Source organism: Abyssicoccus albus, assembly GCF_003815035.1.
In the GTDB taxonomy this organism is placed as follows: domain Bacteria; phylum Bacillota; class Bacilli; order Staphylococcales; family Abyssicoccaceae; genus Abyssicoccus; species Abyssicoccus albus.
This window is the reverse complement of the sequence record NZ_RKRK01000002.1, coordinates 835,103-856,418: the sequence shown is the minus strand read 5'-3', so window position 1 is coordinate 856,418 and position 21,316 is coordinate 835,103. Positions and strand designations below refer to the sequence as shown.

The window sequence follows — 21,316 nt, the reverse complement described above, 5'->3', positions numbered from 1 at the left end:
TTGTTATGGAAGATGAGCGTATAGTAGATGATTTACAACACGATGGTGAGGAGCATGTAGAAGGAAGTCTTCGCCCTGAGTATTTACATGAATATATCGGTCAACAAAAAATAAAAAACAACTTAAAAGTATTCATTGATGCAGCAAAACTTCGTGAAGAATCGTTAGATCATGTATTGCTATATGGTCCTCCAGGTCTTGGTAAAACAACGCTTGCAAATATTATAGCGAATGAATTGAATGTCAATATGCGTAATATTACGGGTCCATCGATTGAACGCCCTGGTGATTTAGCTGCGATATTATCGAGTTTACAACCAGGCGATGTGTTATTTATTGATGAGATTCATCGATTGCCTCGTGTCGTTGAAGAAGTGTTGTATTCTGCGATGGAAGACTTTATATTAGACATTGTAGTCGGTCAAGGTGAAGAAGCGAGAAGCCTAAGAATAGACATTCCACCCTTTACCCTCATTGGAGCAACTACGCGTGTGGGGAGTCTATCAAGTCCTTTAAGAGATCGATTTGGCGTTCACTTAAGACTCGAATATTATGATGAACAAAGCTTGCAAACAATCATTCTTCGGACGAGTGAAATTTTTAACATAGAGATTAGTGAACAACCGCTTGAGGCGTTAGCAAAACGTTCTCGCGGAACACCGAGAATAGCGAATAGATTATTACGTCGAGTAAGAGATTTTGCTCAAGTGGAGAATGATAATGTTATTGATTTAACGATTACGAATAAGGCATTAACACTGTTAAATATCGATCAATATGGACTTGATCATATCGACCATAAGATTATGAATTGTATCATCGAACAATATAACGGAGGACCTGTAGGTTTAAATACGATTGCAGTATCGATTGGTGAAGAAACGATTACGTTAGAAGACGTATACGAACCGTATTTAATCCAAAAAGGCTTTATTGAACGAACGACGAGAGGACGACGAGCAACGCAATTTGCTCATCAATATTTTAATAGTTTAAACAATGAATTGAGGAAATAGCAATGAATGTAGAACAATTTGATTTTGACTTACCTGATGACTTGATCGCTCAAACCCCATTGAAAGAGCGTTCTGAAAGTCGTCTACTTACATTAGATTATGCAAATCAACGTATTGAACATCGACAATTCTTCCATATACAAAATTATTTAAAAGCAGGTGATGCTCTCGTATTGAACAATACGAAAGTGATTCCTGCAAGATTATTTGGCATGAAAGAAACAGGTGCGGCGATTGAGATTTTGTTGTTAGAAGATATCGGTGAAGACACGTGGAAAGCTCTCGTTAAACCTGCGAAACGCATTAAAATTGGTGATAAGATTTTATTTGGTGAAGGGGTGTTAACTGCCGAGTGTGTCGCTGTTCAAGATGAAGGCATTAGACAGTTAAAACTTCAATACGATGGCATTTTACAAAATATATTGGATAAACTAGGGACGATGCCACTTCCACCATACATCAAAGAAACGTTAGATGACGCTTCACGTTATCAAACAGTGTACGCGAAAACGCCAGGATCGGCTGCAGCACCAACTGCAGGGTTACACTTTACGACAGAATTACTTGAACAGTTAATTGCACAAGGTGTTGATATATATTATGTCACACTACACGTTGGACTCGGGACGTTTAGACCGGTGTCAGTAGACAATGTTGATGATCATACGATGCATAGTGAATATTATGAAATCGATGAAGTGACAGCGAAGGCATTGAATGATAAGAAGCTTGCAGGTAAGAGGATCATTAGTGTCGGAACGACATCGACAAGAACACTTGAAACGGTCTATTCAATGTACAATGAGTTTAGAGCATCTAGCGGATATACGGATATTTTTATTTATCCTGGTTATGAATACAAGGCTATTGATGGATTGATTACAAACTTCCATTTACCGAAGTCTACATTGATGATGCTTGTCTCAGCACTTGCTGGAAGAGAATTAATTATGAAAGCATACAGTGAAGCAATACAAGAACGATATCGTTTCTTTAGCTTTGGTGATGCAATGTTTATTTATAAAGGAGAACAACATGGCGGCAATAACGTATGAACATATTAAAACATGTAAACAAAGTGGTGCACGGTTAGGTAAAGTACATACACCTCATGGCACTTTCGAAACACCAATATTTATGCCAGTTGGAACACTAGCCACTGTAAAGACGATGAGTCCAGAAGAATTATTACAAGTGGGTTCACAGATTATCTTGAGTAATACTTATCATCTTTGGTTAAGACCCGGTAGTGATATTATTAAAGAAGCCGGCGGTCTTCATAAATTTATGAATTGGGATCATCCGATTTTAACTGATTCCGGTGGATTCCAAGTGTTCTCTTTAAGTGATATGCGTAAGATTGAAGAAGAAGGCGTTCATTTTAGGCACCATTTAAATGGCTCAAAGCTATTCTTGAGTCCAGAGAAAGCAATGGATATTCAACATGATTTAGGGTCTGATATCATGATGAGTTTTGATGAATGTCCACCGTTTCCAGCTGAATACGATTACGTCAAACAATCTATTGAAAGAACAACACGTTGGGCACATCGAGGATTAGAACATCATATTAAGTCAGGACATGATAAACATCAAGCATTGTTCGGTATCGTTCAAGGTGGAGAGTACGAAGCACTTCGAACACAAAGTGCGAAAGAACTTGTTGCGATGGACTTCTCTGGCTATTCAATTGGTGGATTGAGCGTTGGCGAACCGAAAGATATTATGTATCGTATGTTAGAACATACGACGCCATTATTGCCATTTCATAAGCCACGCTATTTAATGGGTGTCGGTAGTCCTGATGCATTAATCGAAGGGGTCATTCGTGGTATTGATATGTTCGATTGTGTGTTACCAACGCGTATTGCAAGAAATGGTACGACGATGACGAGTAATGGTAGAGTAGTGGTGAAGAAAGAACAGTATGCAAGAGACTTCACACCGTTAGATGAATCGTGTGATTGTTATACTTGTAAAAATTACACGAAAGCTTATTTGAGACATTTGATTAAGACCGATGAAATATTAGGATTGAGACTCACATCAATTCATAACCTTTACTTTTTACTCAAATTAATGGAAAATGTGAGACAGGCAATCCGTGAAGATCGATTGTTAGATTTCAAAGAAGAATTCTTTGAACAATACGGATTAAACGTAGAAAATCCAAAAAACTTTTAGGAGGAATGACCAATGGAATTTTCATATATGAACATTTTGGTGCCAATTATTTTATTTGCAATCATTTATTTCTTTATGATTCGCCCAATGAACAAACAAGCGAAAGAAATGAGAGAACTTCAAAAAAACATCCAAAAAGGTGATGTGATTATGACCAATTCAGGGTTAAAAGGAACGGTTGTTGGCTTTGACAATGACTTCGTTGAATTGTCTGTCAATCAAGAAGATACACGTTTAATGTTTAACCGTGGTGCGATTCGCGAAAAAATTACGAATTAATAAACTTATAAAAATAAAAAGATTCATATGAATATGCTTCATATGATGTTCAACATAGCTTAGACATTGTCTAAGCTATATTTTTAATTTAAGTTGAGTGATAGTTTAATTCGGTAAATAAATCCGTTATACTAAATAAGTATTATACATCAAAGAAAGTATTAAATATTAGAAGGTGTAAATGTGAAAAAACGTAGTTTTATTATTTCGTTTATGTTAATTGTACTGTTACTTGCAAGCTTGATGGGTGTGACGACAAAAGATATCGTCAACAAAGTGAATTTAGGGCTTGATTTACAAGGTGGTTTCGAAGTGTTATACCAAGTGGAACCACTTGAAAAGGGAGATAAGATTGATGATACTGCGGTGAAATCTGCCGCCAAAACATTAGAATCTCGTGTCAACGTCCTTGGTGTGAGTGAACCGGTGATTCAAGTTGAGGAAGGGAATCGTATCCGTGTTCAACTTGCAGGTGTTGAAGATCAAAACGAAGCGCGTAAATTACTGTCTACGCAAGCTCATTTAACGATTAGAGATGTGAACGACAAGGCGTTACTGACAGGTAAGGATTTAGTCGAAGGCGGTGCATCTCAAAGCTTTGATGAGAATGGCAATCCAATGGTCTCGCTGAAACTGAAAGATAGTAATAAATTTGGTGAAGTGACGAAAGAAATTAGTGAAAAGACACCACCAGAGAACATGATGGTCATATGGATGGATTTTAAAGAAGGCGAAGATTCATTCATGGAGGAATCACAAAAAGAAGATCCTAAGTATGTTTCAGCGGCAAACGTCAGTGAACCGATTCAATCGAGTGATGTTATGATCAGTGGTGGCTTTGAAGGTGAAGAAGGATTAATGCGTGCGAAGAATATTGCAGCATTATTAAACTCTGGTTCATTACCCGTTGAATTAGATGAAATATATTCAACAAGTGTTGGTGCACAATTCGGTGAACAAGCGTTAGAGAAGACAGTCATTGCTGGTGCGTTAGGTGTGTTAGCAGTATTTATATTCATGCTCATTTTCTATAGAATTCCAGGACTCATTGCAGTTATTACACTAAGTACATATATTTATTTAACGTTAGTGGCATTCAACTTGATTGGTGGTGTGTTAACATTACCTGGGATTGCAGCATTGATTCTCGGTGTCGGTATGGCGGTTGATGCGAACATCATTATGTATGAACGAATCAAAGATGAAATTCGTATCGGTCGTTCTGTGAAACAAGCATATAAAAAAGGTTCGGCACAATCACTATGGACGATTGTCGATGCGAACATTACAACGATTATTGCTGCTTTAGTGTTGTTCTTTTTCGGAACAAGTAGTGTTAAAGGATTTGCAACGATGTTATTGATTTCAATTCTGTTAAGTTTTGTGACGAGCGTATTCTTAACACGTTTATTGTTATCATTGCTTGTAAAATCGAATTACTTAAACAAAAAGTTCAGATTTTTCGGTGTAAGACCATCGATGAGACACGAATTAAGTGAAGGTAAAGATATCCATGATTTGACGACCGCATGGGATCGATATGATTTTGTTCAATATATGAAAAAGTTTTTCACACTGAGCGGATTAATCATTTTAACAGGGCTCATCATTTTAACGGTCTTTAAATTGAACTTAGGGATTGATTTTACAAGTGGTACTCGTATTGATGTCGCAAGTGATGAAACCATCAAAACAGAACATATCGAGAAATCATTGAATGATTTAAAAATTGATGATGGTGATGTCACTTTATCGCAAGATAAAACACGTGCTACAATTCAAGTCAAAGATGATTTGGACCAAGAGAAGATATCTGAAGTGAAAGATAAGTTTAATAAAGCATATGGTCAAGAACCGAATGTCAGTACTGTATCACCAGTGATTGGAAAAGAACTTGTGAAAAATGCAATTCTCAGTTTATTAATTGCGTCAATTGGAATCATTATTTATGCGACAATTCGTTTTGAATGGAGAATGGCTTTGCCAAGTGTTATTGCTTTGTTACATGATGCATTTATTATCATTGCAATGTTTAGTATTTTAAGGCTAGAGGTCGATATTACGTTTATTGCAGCGGTATTGACAATTATTGGTTACTCAATCAATGATACGATTGTCACTTTTGACAGAGTTCGTGAGAATTTAAGAAAATTCAAAGTGATCAAATCTAGTGAAGAAATTGACTTAATCGTCAACCGCTCGTTAAGACAAACATTAACACGTTCTATCAATACTGTTGTGACGGTAATATTTGTTGTTGTATTACTCGTGTTCTTTGGAGCGGATAGTATTTTCAACTTCTCAGTGGCGTTATTCATTGGATTGATTTCTGGTGTTTATTCATCGGTATTCATTGCTGTTCAATTGTGGGCGATATTGAAGAAGCAACAACTGAAGAAATCCGAAGGACAACTTGTTGTCTATGAAGAGAAGTCAAAAGATGATGAAAAGATACTAGTATAAGTTTGTAACTGTCGATTCATTAATTTATTGCATAATAAGAGATTGTACAATTGTTGTGTAGTCTCTTTTTTTAAGGTGGTATAAGGATGATAGAATCTAAGTATAAGTGGAGTGTAAAAAGTCATCATAAAATCGCACAAGATGAGGCGAAACAACTTAAGTTAAATCCATTACAGCATCAATATTTGAGTGCATTAGAATTTACTTCTGAAGATGTGAAGCAATTGTTTGAACGCATTGAGTATGACCCTGATGATATGTATGGTATGAAGGAAATTGTAGACCGTATTCAAACCGCAATCGATGAACAAGTGCCAATAATGATCTATGGGGATTACGATGCTGACGGTGTGACGAGTACGACTATTTTGTATAAAACATTGACACATTTAGGAGCACTCGTTGAATATGTCATACCTAATCGATTCGAACACGGATATGGTCCAAATGTGACACTTTTTCAGGAACTGATTGATAGTGGCGTTGAGCTCATAATTACCGTTGATAATGGTATCGCAGGGTTTGAAGCGATTGATTATGCTATGTCACAAGGTATCGATGTAATTGTGACGGATCATCATGAAGTGCAAGACAAGTTACCGAATACACCGTTTATTTTACACCAAGACCATCCTGAAGGGGATTACGGTGATAAACATTTAGCCGGTGTCGGTGTGACGTTCAAATTATGTTGTGCACTCTGTCCAACAATGAAAGAATCTTTATTACCGTATGTTGCGATAGGGACAATTAGTGATCTCGTGCCTCTGAAACATGAGAATAGAACGTTAGTGAAAGAAGGACTCAATGCTTTAAATCAATCGATGCCGGTCGCTATTAAAGCGCTTTTGAACAAAGCGCAATATCAAGGGGACGTCACTGAAACGACGGTTGTATTCATTATCGGTCCACGATTGAACGCAGTCGGTCGTCTCGACGATGCGACGCTCGCTGTCGAGTTGCTCTTATGTGAAGATATGTCATCAGCGATTGCGATTGCTGAAGAAGTGGAACGCTTTAATGTAGATCGAAAAAACATCGTTCAATCGATTGCAGAAGATGCTATTCAACGTGCTAAAGTCATTGATCGGCCGATTATTATCCTGAGTGAAGAAGGCTGGCATGAAGGTGTACTAGGCATTGTTGCTTCACGTGTTGTTGAATCGGTGAATAAGCCAGTCATTTTGTTGAATTATGATTCAGAGAAAAAACATTATAAAGGATCAGGTCGAAGTATCGAAGGGATTAATTTATTTGAACTGATGATGAATGTTAGGCCACAATTGAAAAGCTTTGGCGGTCATAGCATGGCGTGTGGTGTGACGATTGAAGCATCGAATTACGATGAAGTTGTACAGTTGATTGAAGATCGTGCAAAACAGTTAGAAATTCAAGACGTTAAACCCGAGTTAACATATCATGGTGAAGTGGAAACGCATCATCTGACGAACAAGAATATTGATGAATTGAATGCATTCGCCCCTTTCGGTATCGGCTTTGAAAAACCAAAGTTTGCATTGAGACACATGTCAATGAATTCAATTAAAGCGATTGGGACAGACCAAAAACATTTAAAACTTCAAACGACTGATGGATTGGATATCATTGCTTTCAATTTAGGACATTATGTGAAATGGTTAACACCTCAAGATGATGTCGACTTAATTGGAGAAGTAGATATTAATGAATGGAATAATATTAAGAAACCACAATTGATGTTGAAAGATTTGAAAGTGGATCATTTACAAGTGATTGATGAGCGAAGTCAAGCAAATTTTGAGCCAGATAAAGAACGTCACGTTGCACTTGTCGGTGATTCATATGATGTGAAATATGAACCGACAAATCTTGATGGTATTGAAGTGCTATATTTAATGGAGTTACCTCAGTCGATGGATCAATTTAAATCATTGATTGACTCATTTAGAGGGCATCGAATTGTATTAAAATATCATGCACAAGCAGATATATATTATCGAGGACTTCCGACGAAAGAAGAATGTAAATCATTATTTATTACTTTAAAGCAAATTAAACAGGTGAATATTGTCGAACACGGTGTCTCAATGAGTGAACATTTATCGATGAATCCGTTTAAAGTGAAAGATATTTTGAATATGTTTTTTGAGGTGAATTTTGTTACAATAGAACAGGATGTTGTAACACTTAATTCAAACATTGAAGGTAAGACGGACTTATTTAATACAACAGTTTATGAAAGTCTTCGATCTCAATATGATATTGAACGACACTTTATTCTTTCTAGTTCACAAGAAATCAAATTAATGATAGAAAATTTAATGAGAAAGTAGGCAAACCAAATGGATTTAAAGCAATATATTTCAATTGTTGAGGATTATCCAAAAGAAGGTATTAGTTTTAAAGATATTACGACATTAATGGACAATGGAGAAGCTTATAAATATGCGACAGACCAAATTGTTCAATTCGCTAAAGAAAAACAAATCGATATCGTTGTCGGTCCTGAGGCACGTGGGTTTATTATCGGTTGTCCAGTAAGTTATGCGTTAGGTGTAGGGTTTGCACCTGTGCGTAAAGAAGGTAAGTTACCACGTGAAGTCATCAAGTATGAATATGACCTTGAATATGGCTCTAATGTATTGACGATGCATAAAGATGCGATTAAACCTGGTCAACGTGTATTGATTACAGATGATTTATTGGCAACAGGTGGTACAATTGAAGCATCAATTAAACTTGTTGAAAAACTTGGTGGTGTTGTTGCAGGCATCGCATTCTTGATCAATTTAAAGTATTTGAATGGCATAGAAAAGTTAAAAGACTATGATGTGATTACATTAATGGATTATGAAGACTAGTATAATTAAGTCATTAGTAGAACCTATAAAGTCATTGATTTTATAGGTTCTACTTATTTATTTATGTGAATATGTATAGTATTATTGAATATTATATGACTTTTATTGTTAATTGTGAGGTGAATCATTATGGATTATGGATATCCGTATACTTTTTCTGATGTATATCAATTATGTGAGGCTTATTTACCTGAAGAAGATTTAATGAATATAAAGAAAAGTTATGAGCTTGCCGAAGTAGCTCACCGAAAACAATTCCGTAAATCAGGAGAGCCCTACATACTCCATCCGATTCAAGTTGCTGGAATACTCGCTGAATTAAATTTAGATGCACCGACGATTATCGCAGGATTCTTACATGATGTCGTAGAAGATACACCGTATACATTTACAGATCTTGTCGATATGTTCAACGAAGAAGTCGCAATTATCGTCGATGGTGTGACTAAACTCGAAAAAGTGAAATATAAGTCTAAAGAAGAACAACTCGCTGAAAATCATCGAAAGCTCTTTATCGCCATAGCGAAAGATGTTCGTGTCATTTTAGTTAAATTAGCCGATCGACTTCACAATATGCGTACATTGAAGGCGATGAAGCCAGAAAAACAAAAGAAGATAAGTCAAGAGACACTTGAAATCTATGCACCTCTTGCACATCGTCTCGGGATTTCATCGATTAAATGGGAACTTGAAGATATTGCACTTCGTTATATTGATCCAACTCAATACTTCAAAATTGTTCATCTGATGAAAAAGAAACGCAGTGAGAGAGAGCAATATATAGAACATGCGATTGAGAATATTCAATCGGAACTGGAAAAAACATCGATTGAAGCGTCAATCAATGGTAGACCGAAACATATTTATAGTATTTATAGAAAGATGAAGAAACAAAAAAAGCATTTCGATCAAATTTTTGATTTGTTAGCAGTACGTGTTATCGTCGAATCTATTAATGATTGCTATGCAGTACTTGGAATTATTCATACATTATGGAAACCAATGCCAGGACGTTTTAAAGATTATATTGCAATGCCGAAACCAAATTTATATCAATCGATTCACACGACAGTCGTAGGACCTAACGGTGAACCGTTAGAGGTTCAAATTAGAACATACGATATGCATGAAATTGCAGAACATGGTGTAGCGGCTCATTGGGCGTACAAAGAAGGGATTACATTAACTGAGCAGAAAGCATCGATTGAAGGACGAATGAATTGGTTTAAAGAGATAGCAGAAGGTGACCAAACGTCTCCAGATGCAGAAGAGTTTATGGAAGCGCTGAAGTATGATTTATTAAGTGATAAAGTATACGTATTTACACCCCAAGGAGATGTGGTGGAACTTCCATTTGAAGCCGTACCGATTGATTTTGCTTATGCCGTCCATTCTGAAATTGGTCACCAAATGATCGGAGCGAAAGTGAACGGTAAAATCGTCCCAATTGACTATCAATTACAAACAGGTGATATTGTTGAAATTAGGACAAGTAAGCATTCATTTGGACCAAGTCGTGACTGGTTGAAAATTGTAAAGTCTACAAGTGCTAAAAGTAAAATTAAAAGCTTCTTCAAGAAACAAGATAAAGCCAGCAATGTAGAAAAAGGCCGATTCGCAGTGGAAGCTGAAATTAGGAATATGGGATTCGATGTCGATGAAATATTAACCGCTGAAAATATTGAACGTGTCATTTCTAAGTATAATTTCTCGCATGAAGAAGACTTATACGCGACCGTAGGCTTCGGTGGAATTACTGCTTTACAACTTGCGAACCGTTTAGCAGAAAAGAAAAAGCAACAACAAAAAGCGCAACAGTTGATAGAAACGGAAGTCGATGGTCAACGAGATGTGAATGAGAAAGAAATCGTGACAGATTCTGGTGTTTATGTTGACGGAATGGATAATTTACTAGTCAACCTAGGCAAATGTTGTTCGCCTATACCTGGTGATGATATTATAGGGTATATTACTAGAGGACATGGTGTTAAAGTTCATCGATCAACATGTCCTAACGTTGCAAATGAAACAGATCGGTTGATTAATGTTGAGTGGGTGAAACGTAAAGGTGGAGACGGTAAATATCAAGTGGACTTACAAGTGCATGCACTAGATCGTAATGGGCTACTTAATGAAGTGTTAAATGTCGTCACGAATTCAAAAGTACAACTGGTTAAGTTTAGTGGTCGAGTGAGTGATGATGCCTTGGCTGTTATTAATTTATCAATCTTAGTAAAGAATAAAAGTGAGTTAAAGACTGTCGTCGACCGAACTAAATCACTTCAAGATATATATACAGTACAACGTATTTGGAATTAGGAGGGGAATGATTTGAAAGTCATTGTTCAAAAAGTAAAACGTGCATCTGTCAATCATCAAGATCAATGTCGCTCCATTCAAAAAGGTCTTGTTTTATTTGTAGGAGTACGTGAGTCATCAACGGTTGAAGATGCCAAAACGTTAGCCAAAAAAATATCAAATGCAAGAATCTTTGAAGATGAACACGGAAAGCTCAATGAATCTGTTAAAGATATGGACGGTGAAATATTATCGATTTCGCAATTCACATTGTATGCTAATGTCAAAAAAGGAAATCGACCGAGCTTTACTGAAGCAGCTGGAAAAGATCATGCACTTATGCTTTATGAGGTGTTTAACGGAGCATTAAGAGATGAAGATTTGAGTGTATCCCTCGGATTTTTTGGTGAACATATGGACGTTGAGTTAATTAACGATGGGCCGATTACGCTAACGTACGAAAGTGAAGATGGAGCGATTAAGTAATGAAGCGTGTGAAACAGTTTATTTTGAACAACTTAAAGACGTTATTATTTGTTGCTTTATTGTTCTTGTTTTTATCAGTCATTTTCGTCATTATATTGAACTCTTTCAAAACTAATGAATCTTTAATTACAACGAAAGAGCAAGCACCGATTTATACCGGTCCAAGCAGTCGATACCCTGTATTGTATAATAGTTTGGATGGTGTGAAATATGAGGTAAGGGATCGGTCAGGTCGTTGGGTCGAGATTTACTCGGATGAAAAAAATCAATCAGGATGGGTTGAAGGCTATTTGACAAGTTTAAACTTGCCTGAAAAAGAGACGAATCATAATTATTTGAAAGGCAAGACCATCTTTGTCGATGCCGGTCATGGGGGTAAAGATCAAGGTGCTACTAGTCGAAGTGGTAAAACACATGAAAAAGATTTAACACTAAAAACGGCGTTAATGTTGAAATCTCAACTTGAAGCTAAGGGTGCAATAGTTAAGATGAGTCGAACTGATGATACTTTTGTTCCTTTAAAAGAACGAAAGGCACATGCCGATGCGATGGTGAGTATTCATTTTGACTCATTAAAAGATGACTTTGCGACAGGATTAACCGTAATCTATAAAGATGCGGAATATGAAGATTATGCATATACTTTGTTTAATAGTATTTCTAATAAATCATTTCTTATATCACGTGAAGTTGTCACTAATGATGAACTCGCCGTATTAAAAATTGCTGAACAGCCTGCAGTGTTATTAGAACTAGGATTTATGAGTAGTGATGTCGATGAATCAATGTTAGTTGATAAAAAGTATAGACACCTTGCAGTATCGGGGATTGTGGATGGATTAAATGCATACTTTGGAGCATAAAGACTTGACAAACAGTTAAATAGTCTATAAGATTATGATAATTTCATAGACTATACTACTTAAATTTTTAAATTAATAGCTTAATGCTTAGATGTTATACAAGAGAGATATGGCCGGTGAAATCATATCAATGACATCAATGATAGAGACACATTAAGTACAACTGAATATTATAGATTAACGAGTGGATTTATTTATAAATCAATTTGGGTGGCAACACGGAAAACTTCGTCCCAGTGCATAGAATGCATTGGGACTTTTTTTAATATTAAAGGAGTGAAGATGATGATTAATATTGCTAAAGGAACACAAGATTTACTACCTGAAGTGACAAGTGATTGGCAATACGTTGAAAATAAGTTAAGAGAAATCGCACAAAATTATAACTATAAAGAAATTAGAACACCAATTTTTGAGCACACTGAGTTATTTACAAGAGGTGTCGGTGGGTCAACGGATATCGTTCAAAAGGAAATGTATACATTCACAGATAAAGGAGATCGTTCAATCACATTAAGACCAGAAGGTACTGCACCTGTTGTGAGAAGTTATATCGAAAATAAAATGCATGGATATGCTAATCAACCGATTAAACTGTTCTATGAAGGTCCAATGTTCCGATATGAACGTAAACAAAAAGGAAGGTATCGTCAATTTGTACAATTCGGAGTTGAAGCGATTGGTGCTGAAGACCCAGCCATTGATGCTGAGATTATCGCAATGGTGATGGATATCTACCAATCATTCGGGCTAAAAAAGTTAAAGCTATACATTAATTCGATTGGTGATATTGATTCAAGAAGTGAATATAATAAAGCACTCGTAGAACATTTCAAGCCTTCGATCGAAGAATTTTGTTCAGATTGTCAACAACGGATTGATACGAATCCGATGAGAATATTGGATTGTAAAAAAGACCGTGAACATCGATTAGTGAAATCTGCACCGAGGATATATGATTACTTAAATGATGACTCAAAACAATACTTCGAACAAGTGAAATTATATTTAGATCAACTGGGGATTGATTATGAAGTCGATACAAATTTAGTTCGTGGTCTCGATTATTACACCCATACTGCATTTGAAGTGATGAGTGATGCGGAAGGATTCGGCGCAATCACAACGTTATGTGGTGGTGGACGTTACAATGGATTGTTAGAAATGTTAGATGGACCGAATGAGACAGGTATTGGTTTCGCTTTAAGCATTGAACGGTTGTTACTAGCTCTAGAAGCGGAAGGCATAGAGATTGAGCACGATGATGCATTAGATTTATTTATTGCAACGTTAGATGAAGATAGTAAGCAATATGCGGTACAGTTATTGCATCGTTTAAGAAAAGCAGGGGTTAAAGCAGATACAGATTACAAATCCCGCAAATTGAAAGGGCAGATGAAACAAGCAGATCGTGAACGTGCAAAGTATACGATCGTATTAGGTGAAAATGAAATCAAAAATCAACAAGTAAAACTGAAAGATATGAATGACGGTGGTGAACATGTCATTGAATTATCATCATTAACGGATGAGTTAAAGGAGAGGTTATCATGAAAAGAACACATTATGCAGGTCTAGTGACAGAAGCTGAATTAGGTCAGACAGTTACACTTCAAGGATGGGTAAATAAGCGCAGAGATCTTGGATCATTAATATTTATCGACTTACGTGATCGTGAAGGAATCGTTCAGATTGTGTTCGATGATTCAATCTCGAAGGATATGTTTGAAGTGGCTGAATCGTTACGTTCTGAGTATGTCATTACTGTAGAAGGGGAAGTCATTTTACGTGATGAAAATTTAGTGAATCCACAACTTAAAACAGGTAAGATTGAAGTGAAAGCTACGTCATTGACGATCATTTCTAAAGCTGAGACGCCACCTTTTGCAATTGATCAAAATGATGATATCAGTGATGAAGTTCGTTTGAAGCATCGTTATATCGATTTAAGAAGGCCAAAAATTCAATCGACACTCATGATGAGACATCAAATTACATCAGCCATTCGACGCTTTATGGATCAAGATGGATTTATCGATATCGAAACACCGGTATTAAATAAGTCAACACCAGAAGGTGCTCGTGATTATTTAGTTCCTTCTCGTGTACATGATGGAAGCTTTTATGCATTACCACAATCACCGCAAATGTTTAAGCAATTATTGATGGTGTCTGGATTTGATAAATATTATCAAATCGTTAAATGTTTCCGTGATGAAGACTTAAGAGCAGATCGTCAACCTGAGTTTACACAACTTGATGTGGAGATGAGTTTCGTCGATGAAGAAGATGTAATGGACTTCAATGAACGATTATTAACTTATGTGATGAAAGAAGTGAAAGGGTTAGACATTAAAACACCATTTGACCGAATGACTTACGATGAAGCGATGGCTCAATATGGGATTGATAAACCAGACACTCGCTTTGGTATGACATTGCAGGACTTGACAGATTTTGCTAAGACAACAGATTTCAAAGTGTTTAAAGAAACAGCTGAAAACGGTGGTCTTGTCAATGCCATTGTCGTTAAAGATAGTGCGGATCAATATTCACGTAAAGATATTGATAAATTAACAGATTTCGTGAAGTTATATAAAGCAAAAGGTCTAGCATGGATGAAAGTAGATGAAGGACAATTAACAGGTCCAATTGCAAAGTTCTTTGATGAAGCGAAACAACAAAAATTATTAACTCAACTGGATGCAACACATAATGACTTATTATTGTTTGTTGCGGATAAAAAAGAGGTCACACAAACATCTCTCGGTCAATTGAGAAACCATATTGCTAAACAGTTAGATCTAATTGACCAAGAACAATTTAATTTCTTATGGGTAACGGATTGGCCGTTACTTGAGTACGATGAAGAAACAGAACGTTATCACGCAGCACATCATCCATTTACATCACCGAAAGATTCAGATGTTGAACTCCTTCAAACAGCACCAGAAAAAGCATACGCAAAAGCATATGACGTTGTATTAAACGGATTTGAATTAGGTGGCGGAAGCATCCGTATTCATGACGGTAAAGTCCAACAACAAATGTTTAAGGCACTAGGCTTTTCTGATGAAGAACGAGATGCTCAATTTGGCTTCTTAATTGATGCCTTTAAATACGGCACACCACCACACGGAGGGATTGCGTTAGGGTTGGATAGACTTGTCATGTTATTATCAGGACGTAGTAACTTACGTGATACAATTGCATTCCCGAAAACTGCAAATGCATCATGTCTCATGACCAATGCACCAAGTGAAGTATCCGCTGAACAATTAGAGGAGTTAGGGATACAATTAGAGGATAGAAAAGAAAAATAATAAATTTATTTGTGATTAAGTATACATTAATTTATTTAATCTACTATTATAACAATCGATGGATTGAAAAGATTCAAAAATAACGTAAAAAAATATTTTCATTGACTAATGTAAATTTTGTGTTACAATATTATTAAGAAATAGTAAATCTGACGAGTGCGTAGTCGTTAAATCATATTTTGACCTAACACTTTCTTATACGGGAGCTTAATTGGTTTTGTTCTGGAAAACACGCCTTTTGAGGACGTTTGAACGTACAAACAGAGCACCCACCTGCAAATAGCAGGCCAAAATGTTTAACAAATGCTACGGCTCTGTCGGATCATCTATAAAAGTCACCTAAGGGTGACTTTTTTTGTTGAATTTTTTATAATAGATAAGACTGACGAAATAAATCAGAAATTGTAAATGATTGATCATCAAAAGATTACAAATATAGAAAAAATAATAGAGTATAAAGGAGTCCATTATGTTACATCAATTTTCAAGAAATGAACTAGCAATCGGTACGGAAGGCATCGAACGTTTAAAAAATACTACAGTGATGATACTTGGTATTGGAGGCGTCGGTACGTTTGCAGCAGAAAGTTTAGCTAGAAGTGGTGTTGGACGATTAATCTTAATCGATAAAGATGACGTCGATATTACAAATGTGAATCGACAAATCCATGCGCTCGTTGACACAGTTGGTGAGTCTAAAGTTAAGCTTATGGCAGAACGAATTAAACGAATTAATCCAAAGTGTGAAGTGATTCAATTACATATGTTTTATACAGATGAGACCTATGAGGAAATTTTTAATTATGATTTCGATTATTGTATCGATGCGAGTGATACGATTATGTACAAAGTCCATTTAATGAAAGAATGTTTAAAGCGAAATATACCGATTATTTCAAGTATGGGTGCTGCAAATAAAAGTGATCCGAGTCGATTTAGAATTGCTGACATCTCAAAGACATATATGGATCCGATGGCAAGAGTAATACGCAATAAACTAAAAAAAGAAGGGATTTATAAAGGGGTCAATGTGGTCTTTAGTGATGAAAGCCCAATTGTGAGTAAAGAAGAGATGAATGATAAAATAGGAAATAAAGAAGGCACGTCGAGAAAAGCACAAATGCCACCATCATCTAACGCATTCACACCATCTACGGTAGGACTGATTTGTGGAAGCTTTGTCTATAACGATGTCATAAAAGATATACACGTAGAACGAATTAAAGATAAAGGGCAATAGAATAAATAGTAAGTTGAAAATTTAAATCCCCAAGAATCATTCTTTAATAATTCCTGGGGATTATTTTTAACTAACTTTATAACACATATATTTTTACAAGTGCATATCTCTAGACTTCATTAAGCACTTCATTATTTATACTAATCATTTAAGTTGATAATAAATACAATTAAGCATACGCAAAATATATTAAATTCCATCGTAAAAGACAATTGTATTTACAAATAATTAACAATTATATTGTGCGACTTGTATAGTAATAAATATGACTTATATTGAAATTGATATGGGTAGTAATAAAAATATGTTACGATATGTATGTGAAAAAATACAAGGGGGATTAAAGTTAATGGAAGAGAAAATTCAACGTTCAGTTGAACCGAGTTTAGAACTGGTTCAAGTGAATAAAAAAATTGGAAGCAAACATATCATTAAAGATGTTTCATTTGAAGTGTTTCCTGGTGAAGTGTTTGGTTTCTTAGGGCCGAATGGTGCCGGGAAAACGACAACAATTCGTATGCTCGTAGGCTTGACTAAAATGAGTTCGGGGAAGGTCTATATCCAAGGACATGACATCGAGAAAGAACATAAGAATGCGATGGAGCATGTAGGGGCAATTGTTGAAAATCCTGAGATGTATAACTATCTAACGGGTTATCAAAACTTAAAGCACTATGCAAGAATGCATGGTGGTATTACGAAAGAACGTATTGATGAAGTCGTGAAGCTTGTTCGTTTAGGGAATAGAATTCACGACAAAGTAAAGAAGTATTCATTAGGAATGAAGCAACGACTCGGTATTGCTCAAGCATTATTACATAAACCAAGTTTACTGATTTTGGATGAACCGACAAATGGACTGGATCCAGCCGGGATTCATGAAATCAGAGATTACATTAGAAGACTCGCACGTGAAGAAGGGATGGCTGTTGTTGTATCAAGCCATATTTTAAGTGAAATGGAACTCATGTGTGACCGTATTGGTATTATTAAGAATGGTAAAGTTGTTGACGTACAAAAAACGAATGAACTCGGTGATCATGATCAATCGATTATTATTGAAGCAAAAGAAGTAGAACCGTTATTACAATTATTAGAACAACACTTTGAAATTAAGAAAGTTGATGGCAATGAAGTGACAATCGTCGCATCTCGTCAACAGATACCTCCAATTATTAAAGCATGCTTAGATAGAAATATCGTTCTTTATCAAATTTATATTGGTAAGAGTTCGCTTGAGGAAAGATTCCTTAGCATGACGAAAGACGAGGAGGGTGTACAAATTGGTTAAATTAATGTGGAATGAAATGATCAAGCATTTCTTTAGGTTAGGTACTTACTTATGCATTGCTTTCTTAATCTTGATTGCATCATTAGGATTTATTATTAACCTTTTCATGGGTGTAGATGAATCGATGACGAAGAGTTATGAAGGTAAGAATTGGGAACAGACTGCTAAAAGTACAATTGAAGACTATAGTAAAGATATTGCAAAAATCCAAGAAGACCCGAAAGCAAACGAAGATTTTGATAAAATAATGGAGTTAACAGCTAAGGAAGAAGAAATTTCAAGACTTCAATATCACCTTGATGAAGATATACAACCTGCACCTCAAATGAATCAATACGAACAAATCTATACAAATACGAAATCATTATTTACATTTGCAGTGTTTTTAATCGTGATCATTACGAGTTCAATGATTGCTGTTGAACATCATAAAGGAACGATTAAAATGTTACTTACAAGGCCTGTTAGTCGAGTGAAAATTATATTATCTAAATATTTAACAGCAGCTGTAATAGGGTTTATTTTACTCGCGATTTTATATGCTGTCGTTGCGATATGGTCATTGATTACAATGCCAGGGAATCCAACGGATTTGCTCGTGGTCAAATCACCTGACGGATATGATCATGCAAACTTCTTGGCAGTAATCGGTAAGTCGTTTTTAGCGAACTTATTTACGATTATTATGATTTCTTGGTTTACCGTATCATTCTCGGCAATCTTTAAATCAACACCACTTGCACTTGGTATTTCATTTATAACGCTTTACTTAGCGCCACTTGCAATGATGTGGTTGTCGTCAAAAATAGACGAGAAATACTTGAAATTCTGGTTAGGGGATAACTGGTTTATTCAAAGTTATATCGGTGGTTTTGAAACACCGAAATATGATGGTATGACGCTAACATTCTCGATTATCATTACGTTATTGTACATCATTCCGTTGATGGCTATTGCGATTTATATGTTTAGGATGAGAGATGTGACGAGTGAATAGAATGAATTAGTATTTTTATAAGAAATTTTCAGATCGTTTTTTGTGAAATCAGTTATAAGAAGTCATGTGAAGATTTATTCACATGACTTCTTTTCTTTGCTTTATCATATAAAATTGAATTTATTTTTAAAATTATTGTTGCTTTTGTATATTTTCATAGATTTGTTTCAGACGTTCTTCGAATTGAGATTGACTACTTGGTTCAAAGAATTGTGTACCTACCAATTCATCTGGTAAATATTGTTGAGGAATAAAGTGACCTTCATAATTATGAGGGAATTTATATCCAATCGCTCTGTTAAGCTTTTTGGCACCACTATAATGTCCGTCTTTTAAATGGTTCGGAATATCATAGGCCTTACGTTTACGTACCGTCGATAATGCATTATCGATGGATTGAATCGCACTGTTTGATTTAGGACTTAGTGCAAGTTCTATGACAGCTTGAGATAACGGGATTCTTGCTTCTGGTAAACCTAATCGTTCAGCGGATTCAATCGCACTTAATGTTCTAACGGCTGCTTGTGGTGAAGCGAGTGATATATCTTCATAGCTAATGACCAGTAACCTTCTAGCAATTGTGACTAAGTCACCGCCTTCGAGTAATCTTGCTAAGTAATATAAACTCGCATTGACATCAGATCCTCTAATAGACTTTTGAAATGCACTCATAAGATCATAATGTTCATCACCATCTTTATCGAAGCTAAAGGCACGTTGTTGCATACAGTCTTGAGCGTCTTCTAATGTGATCATATTTGTTGACTCATCACGGCTTAGAACAGCTAATTCCAATGCATTTAATGCAGCTCTAATATCACCATTGCTAGATTGAACGATATACTTTAATGCTTGTTCTTCAACGTCGATATTGTATTGACCTAACCCTCTATCTTCATTTTTTAACGCATGATGAAGCCCTTGTAATATTTCTTCATCTGTTAATCTATGCAGTTCGAAGATTTGAGCTCGACTTCGAATTGCAGGGTTAATGGCATGATATGGATTTGATGTCGTTGCACCGATGAGTACGACAGTTCCTTGTTCAAGCGAAGGAAGAAGAATATCTTGCTTACCTTTATCTAATCGATGAATCTCATCTAATAACAAAATGACAGAACCACTCATCTTTCCTTCTTCAATCACTTGTTGTATATCTTTTTTGCTATTCGTTACTGCATTCAATGATCGAAATTTATATCTTGTTGAACCTGCAATTGCACTTGCGATACTTGTTTTGCCGATACCAGGAGGTCCATATAATATCATTGAAGTCAGGCGTTTTGCGTTGACCATGCGACGAATGATTCCTTTCGGACCAACGAGATGTTGCTGGCCAATGACTTCGTCAATCGTTGTCGGACGCATGCGATAAGCAAGAGGTTGATTATTCATAGAATGACTCCTTACGTAAATGCTTACTTTAGTTGTTGTTCAATATATATTATAGTATCATTAAGTGAAATGATACAAAAATGTTGTAGGTGATATTGTGAAAATTTCAACACGAGGCCGTTACAGTTTAATGTTTATGTTATCTTTAGCGAAGTATGATGGACAAGGGTGTAAGTCTGTTAAAGCAATCGCAACGGAAAATAATATTAGCGATTTATATTTAGAACAGTTGATCGGACCACTGCGTGAAGCGGAACTTGTTACAAGTGTACGTGGTGCACGAGGTGGGTATAAGTTAAATAAATCACCTGAAAAAATTTTTATTGGTGAGATTTTGAGACTCGTTGAAGGTCCGATTCAGATGGTTGAGCCAATGGATATCGAGCCTCAGGAAAGCCAATTGTTATGGAGTCGTATGACACAATCGATAAAAGATATACTGGACACAACATCACTACATGATTTGATATCATCTAATAGTGATGAATTGTCTGATGGGTATATGTTTTATATTTAATGAATATTTTTATCTTTGAATCGTCTACTCTTAATTTTACACATTCTATATGAATAGATATTGTTTAGTTAAGTAGGTAGGCGGTTTTTATTTGAATTTAGAAATAGAAATTTTTAAATACTAA

Annotated in this window: 17 protein-coding genes and 1 other RNA gene; 17 read left to right on the top strand and 1 reads right to left on the bottom strand. The window is 35.8% G+C overall.

Features of this window, described 5'->3' with window-relative positions; translation table 11 throughout:
- Positions 1-5: 5 nt before the first annotated feature.
- The 16 genes from ruvB to EDD62_RS04085 all read left to right on the top strand — a co-directional run bounded on the left by ruvB (position 6) and on the right by EDD62_RS04085 (position 19,280).
- Positions 6-1,016, top strand: a complete 1,011-nt coding sequence (ruvB, locus tag EDD62_RS04160; RefSeq protein WP_077140078.1) for a Holliday junction branch migration DNA helicase RuvB — start codon at positions 6-8, stop codon at positions 1,014-1,016.
- Between the two features lie 2 nt (positions 1,017-1,018).
- A complete protein-coding gene (queA, locus tag EDD62_RS04155) occupies positions 1,019-2,071 on the top strand; it encodes a tRNA preQ1(34) S-adenosylmethionine ribosyltransferase-isomerase QueA (protein WP_123807639.1) in 1,053 nt (350 codons plus the stop codon).
- Positions 2,052-3,200 carry a tRNA guanosine(34) transglycosylase Tgt gene (gene tgt, locus EDD62_RS04150; RefSeq protein ID WP_123807638.1) on the top strand — a complete coding sequence of 383 codons (1,149 nt, stop codon included), beginning with the start codon at positions 2,052-2,054 and terminating at the stop codon, positions 3,198-3,200. The genes queA and tgt overlap by 20 nt, the downstream gene beginning before the upstream one ends.
- 12 nt (positions 3,201-3,212) lie before the next feature.
- Complete coding sequence (gene yajC / locus EDD62_RS04145) at positions 3,213-3,479, top strand: preprotein translocase subunit YajC (RefSeq protein WP_249037328.1); 267 nt, start codon at positions 3,213-3,215, stop codon at positions 3,477-3,479.
- Positions 3,480-3,662: 183 nt separating this feature from the next.
- Entirely contained in the window at positions 3,663-5,942 is a 2,280-nt protein-coding gene (gene secDF / locus EDD62_RS04140; protein ID WP_123807637.1) for a protein translocase subunit SecDF, read from the top strand.
- Positions 5,943-6,028: 86 nt separating this feature from the next.
- Positions 6,029-8,254, top strand: coding sequence for a single-stranded-DNA-specific exonuclease RecJ (recJ, locus tag EDD62_RS04135; RefSeq protein ID WP_123807636.1), 2,226 nt, complete (start codon positions 6,029-6,031; stop codon positions 8,252-8,254).
- 9 nt (positions 8,255-8,263) lie between these two features.
- Positions 8,264-8,782 carry an adenine phosphoribosyltransferase gene (locus EDD62_RS04130; protein ID WP_077140083.1) on the top strand — a complete coding sequence of 173 codons (519 nt, stop codon included), beginning with the start codon at positions 8,264-8,266 and terminating at the stop codon, positions 8,780-8,782.
- 129 nt (positions 8,783-8,911) lie between these two features.
- Entirely contained in the window at positions 8,912-11,101 is a 2,190-nt protein-coding gene (locus tag EDD62_RS04125) for a RelA/SpoT family protein (protein ID WP_077140084.1), read from the top strand.
- A gap of 12 nt (positions 11,102-11,113) precedes the next feature.
- A complete protein-coding gene (dtd, locus tag EDD62_RS04120) occupies positions 11,114-11,566 on the top strand; it encodes a D-aminoacyl-tRNA deacylase (protein ID WP_077140085.1) in 453 nt (150 codons plus the stop codon).
- The gene (locus EDD62_RS04115) at positions 11,566-12,429 is read left to right on the top strand and encodes an N-acetylmuramoyl-L-alanine amidase (RefSeq protein ID WP_123807635.1); all 864 of its coding nucleotides are present in this window, start codon (positions 11,566-11,568) and stop codon (positions 12,427-12,429) included. Before dtd ends, EDD62_RS04115 begins: the two co-directional genes overlap by 1 nt.
- Positions 12,430-12,714: 285 nt before the next feature.
- Positions 12,715-13,983, top strand: a complete 1,269-nt coding sequence (gene hisS / locus EDD62_RS04110; protein WP_123807634.1) for a histidine--tRNA ligase — start codon at positions 12,715-12,717, stop codon at positions 13,981-13,983.
- Positions 13,977-15,752, top strand: coding sequence for an aspartate--tRNA ligase (gene aspS / locus EDD62_RS04105; RefSeq protein ID WP_123807633.1), 1,776 nt, complete (start codon positions 13,977-13,979; stop codon positions 15,750-15,752). Before hisS ends, aspS begins: the two co-directional genes overlap by 7 nt.
- Positions 15,753-15,895: 143 nt before the next feature.
- Positions 15,896-16,080: non-coding RNA, 6S RNA (gene ssrS / locus EDD62_RS04100), on the top strand.
- Between the two features lie 141 nt (positions 16,081-16,221).
- Entirely contained in the window at positions 16,222-16,992 is a 771-nt protein-coding gene (locus tag EDD62_RS04095; protein WP_123807632.1) for a tRNA threonylcarbamoyladenosine dehydratase, read from the top strand.
- 349 nt (positions 16,993-17,341) lie between these two features.
- Positions 17,342-18,283, top strand: a complete 942-nt coding sequence (locus EDD62_RS04090) for an ABC transporter ATP-binding protein (RefSeq protein ID WP_123807794.1) — start codon at positions 17,342-17,344, stop codon at positions 18,281-18,283.
- A complete protein-coding gene (locus tag EDD62_RS04085; protein WP_123807631.1) occupies positions 18,276-19,280 on the top strand; it encodes an ABC transporter permease in 1,005 nt (334 codons plus the stop codon). The genes EDD62_RS04090 and EDD62_RS04085 overlap by 8 nt, the downstream gene beginning before the upstream one ends.
- Before the next feature lie 132 nt (positions 19,281-19,412).
- Here EDD62_RS04085 and EDD62_RS04080 read toward each other — a convergent pair whose 3' ends face one another.
- On the bottom strand, positions 19,413-20,675 hold the full coding sequence (locus EDD62_RS04080; protein WP_123807630.1) for a replication-associated recombination protein A: 1,263 nt from the start codon (positions 20,673-20,675) through the stop codon (positions 19,413-19,415).
- Positions 20,676-20,772: 97 nt separating this feature from the next.
- Here EDD62_RS04080 and EDD62_RS04075 point away from each other — a divergent pair, with 97 nt between their 5' ends.
- The gene (locus tag EDD62_RS04075; RefSeq protein WP_123807629.1) at positions 20,773-21,192 is read left to right on the top strand and encodes an RrF2 family transcriptional regulator; all 420 of its coding nucleotides are present in this window, start codon (positions 20,773-20,775) and stop codon (positions 21,190-21,192) included.
- Positions 21,193-21,316: the final 124 nt, after the last annotated feature.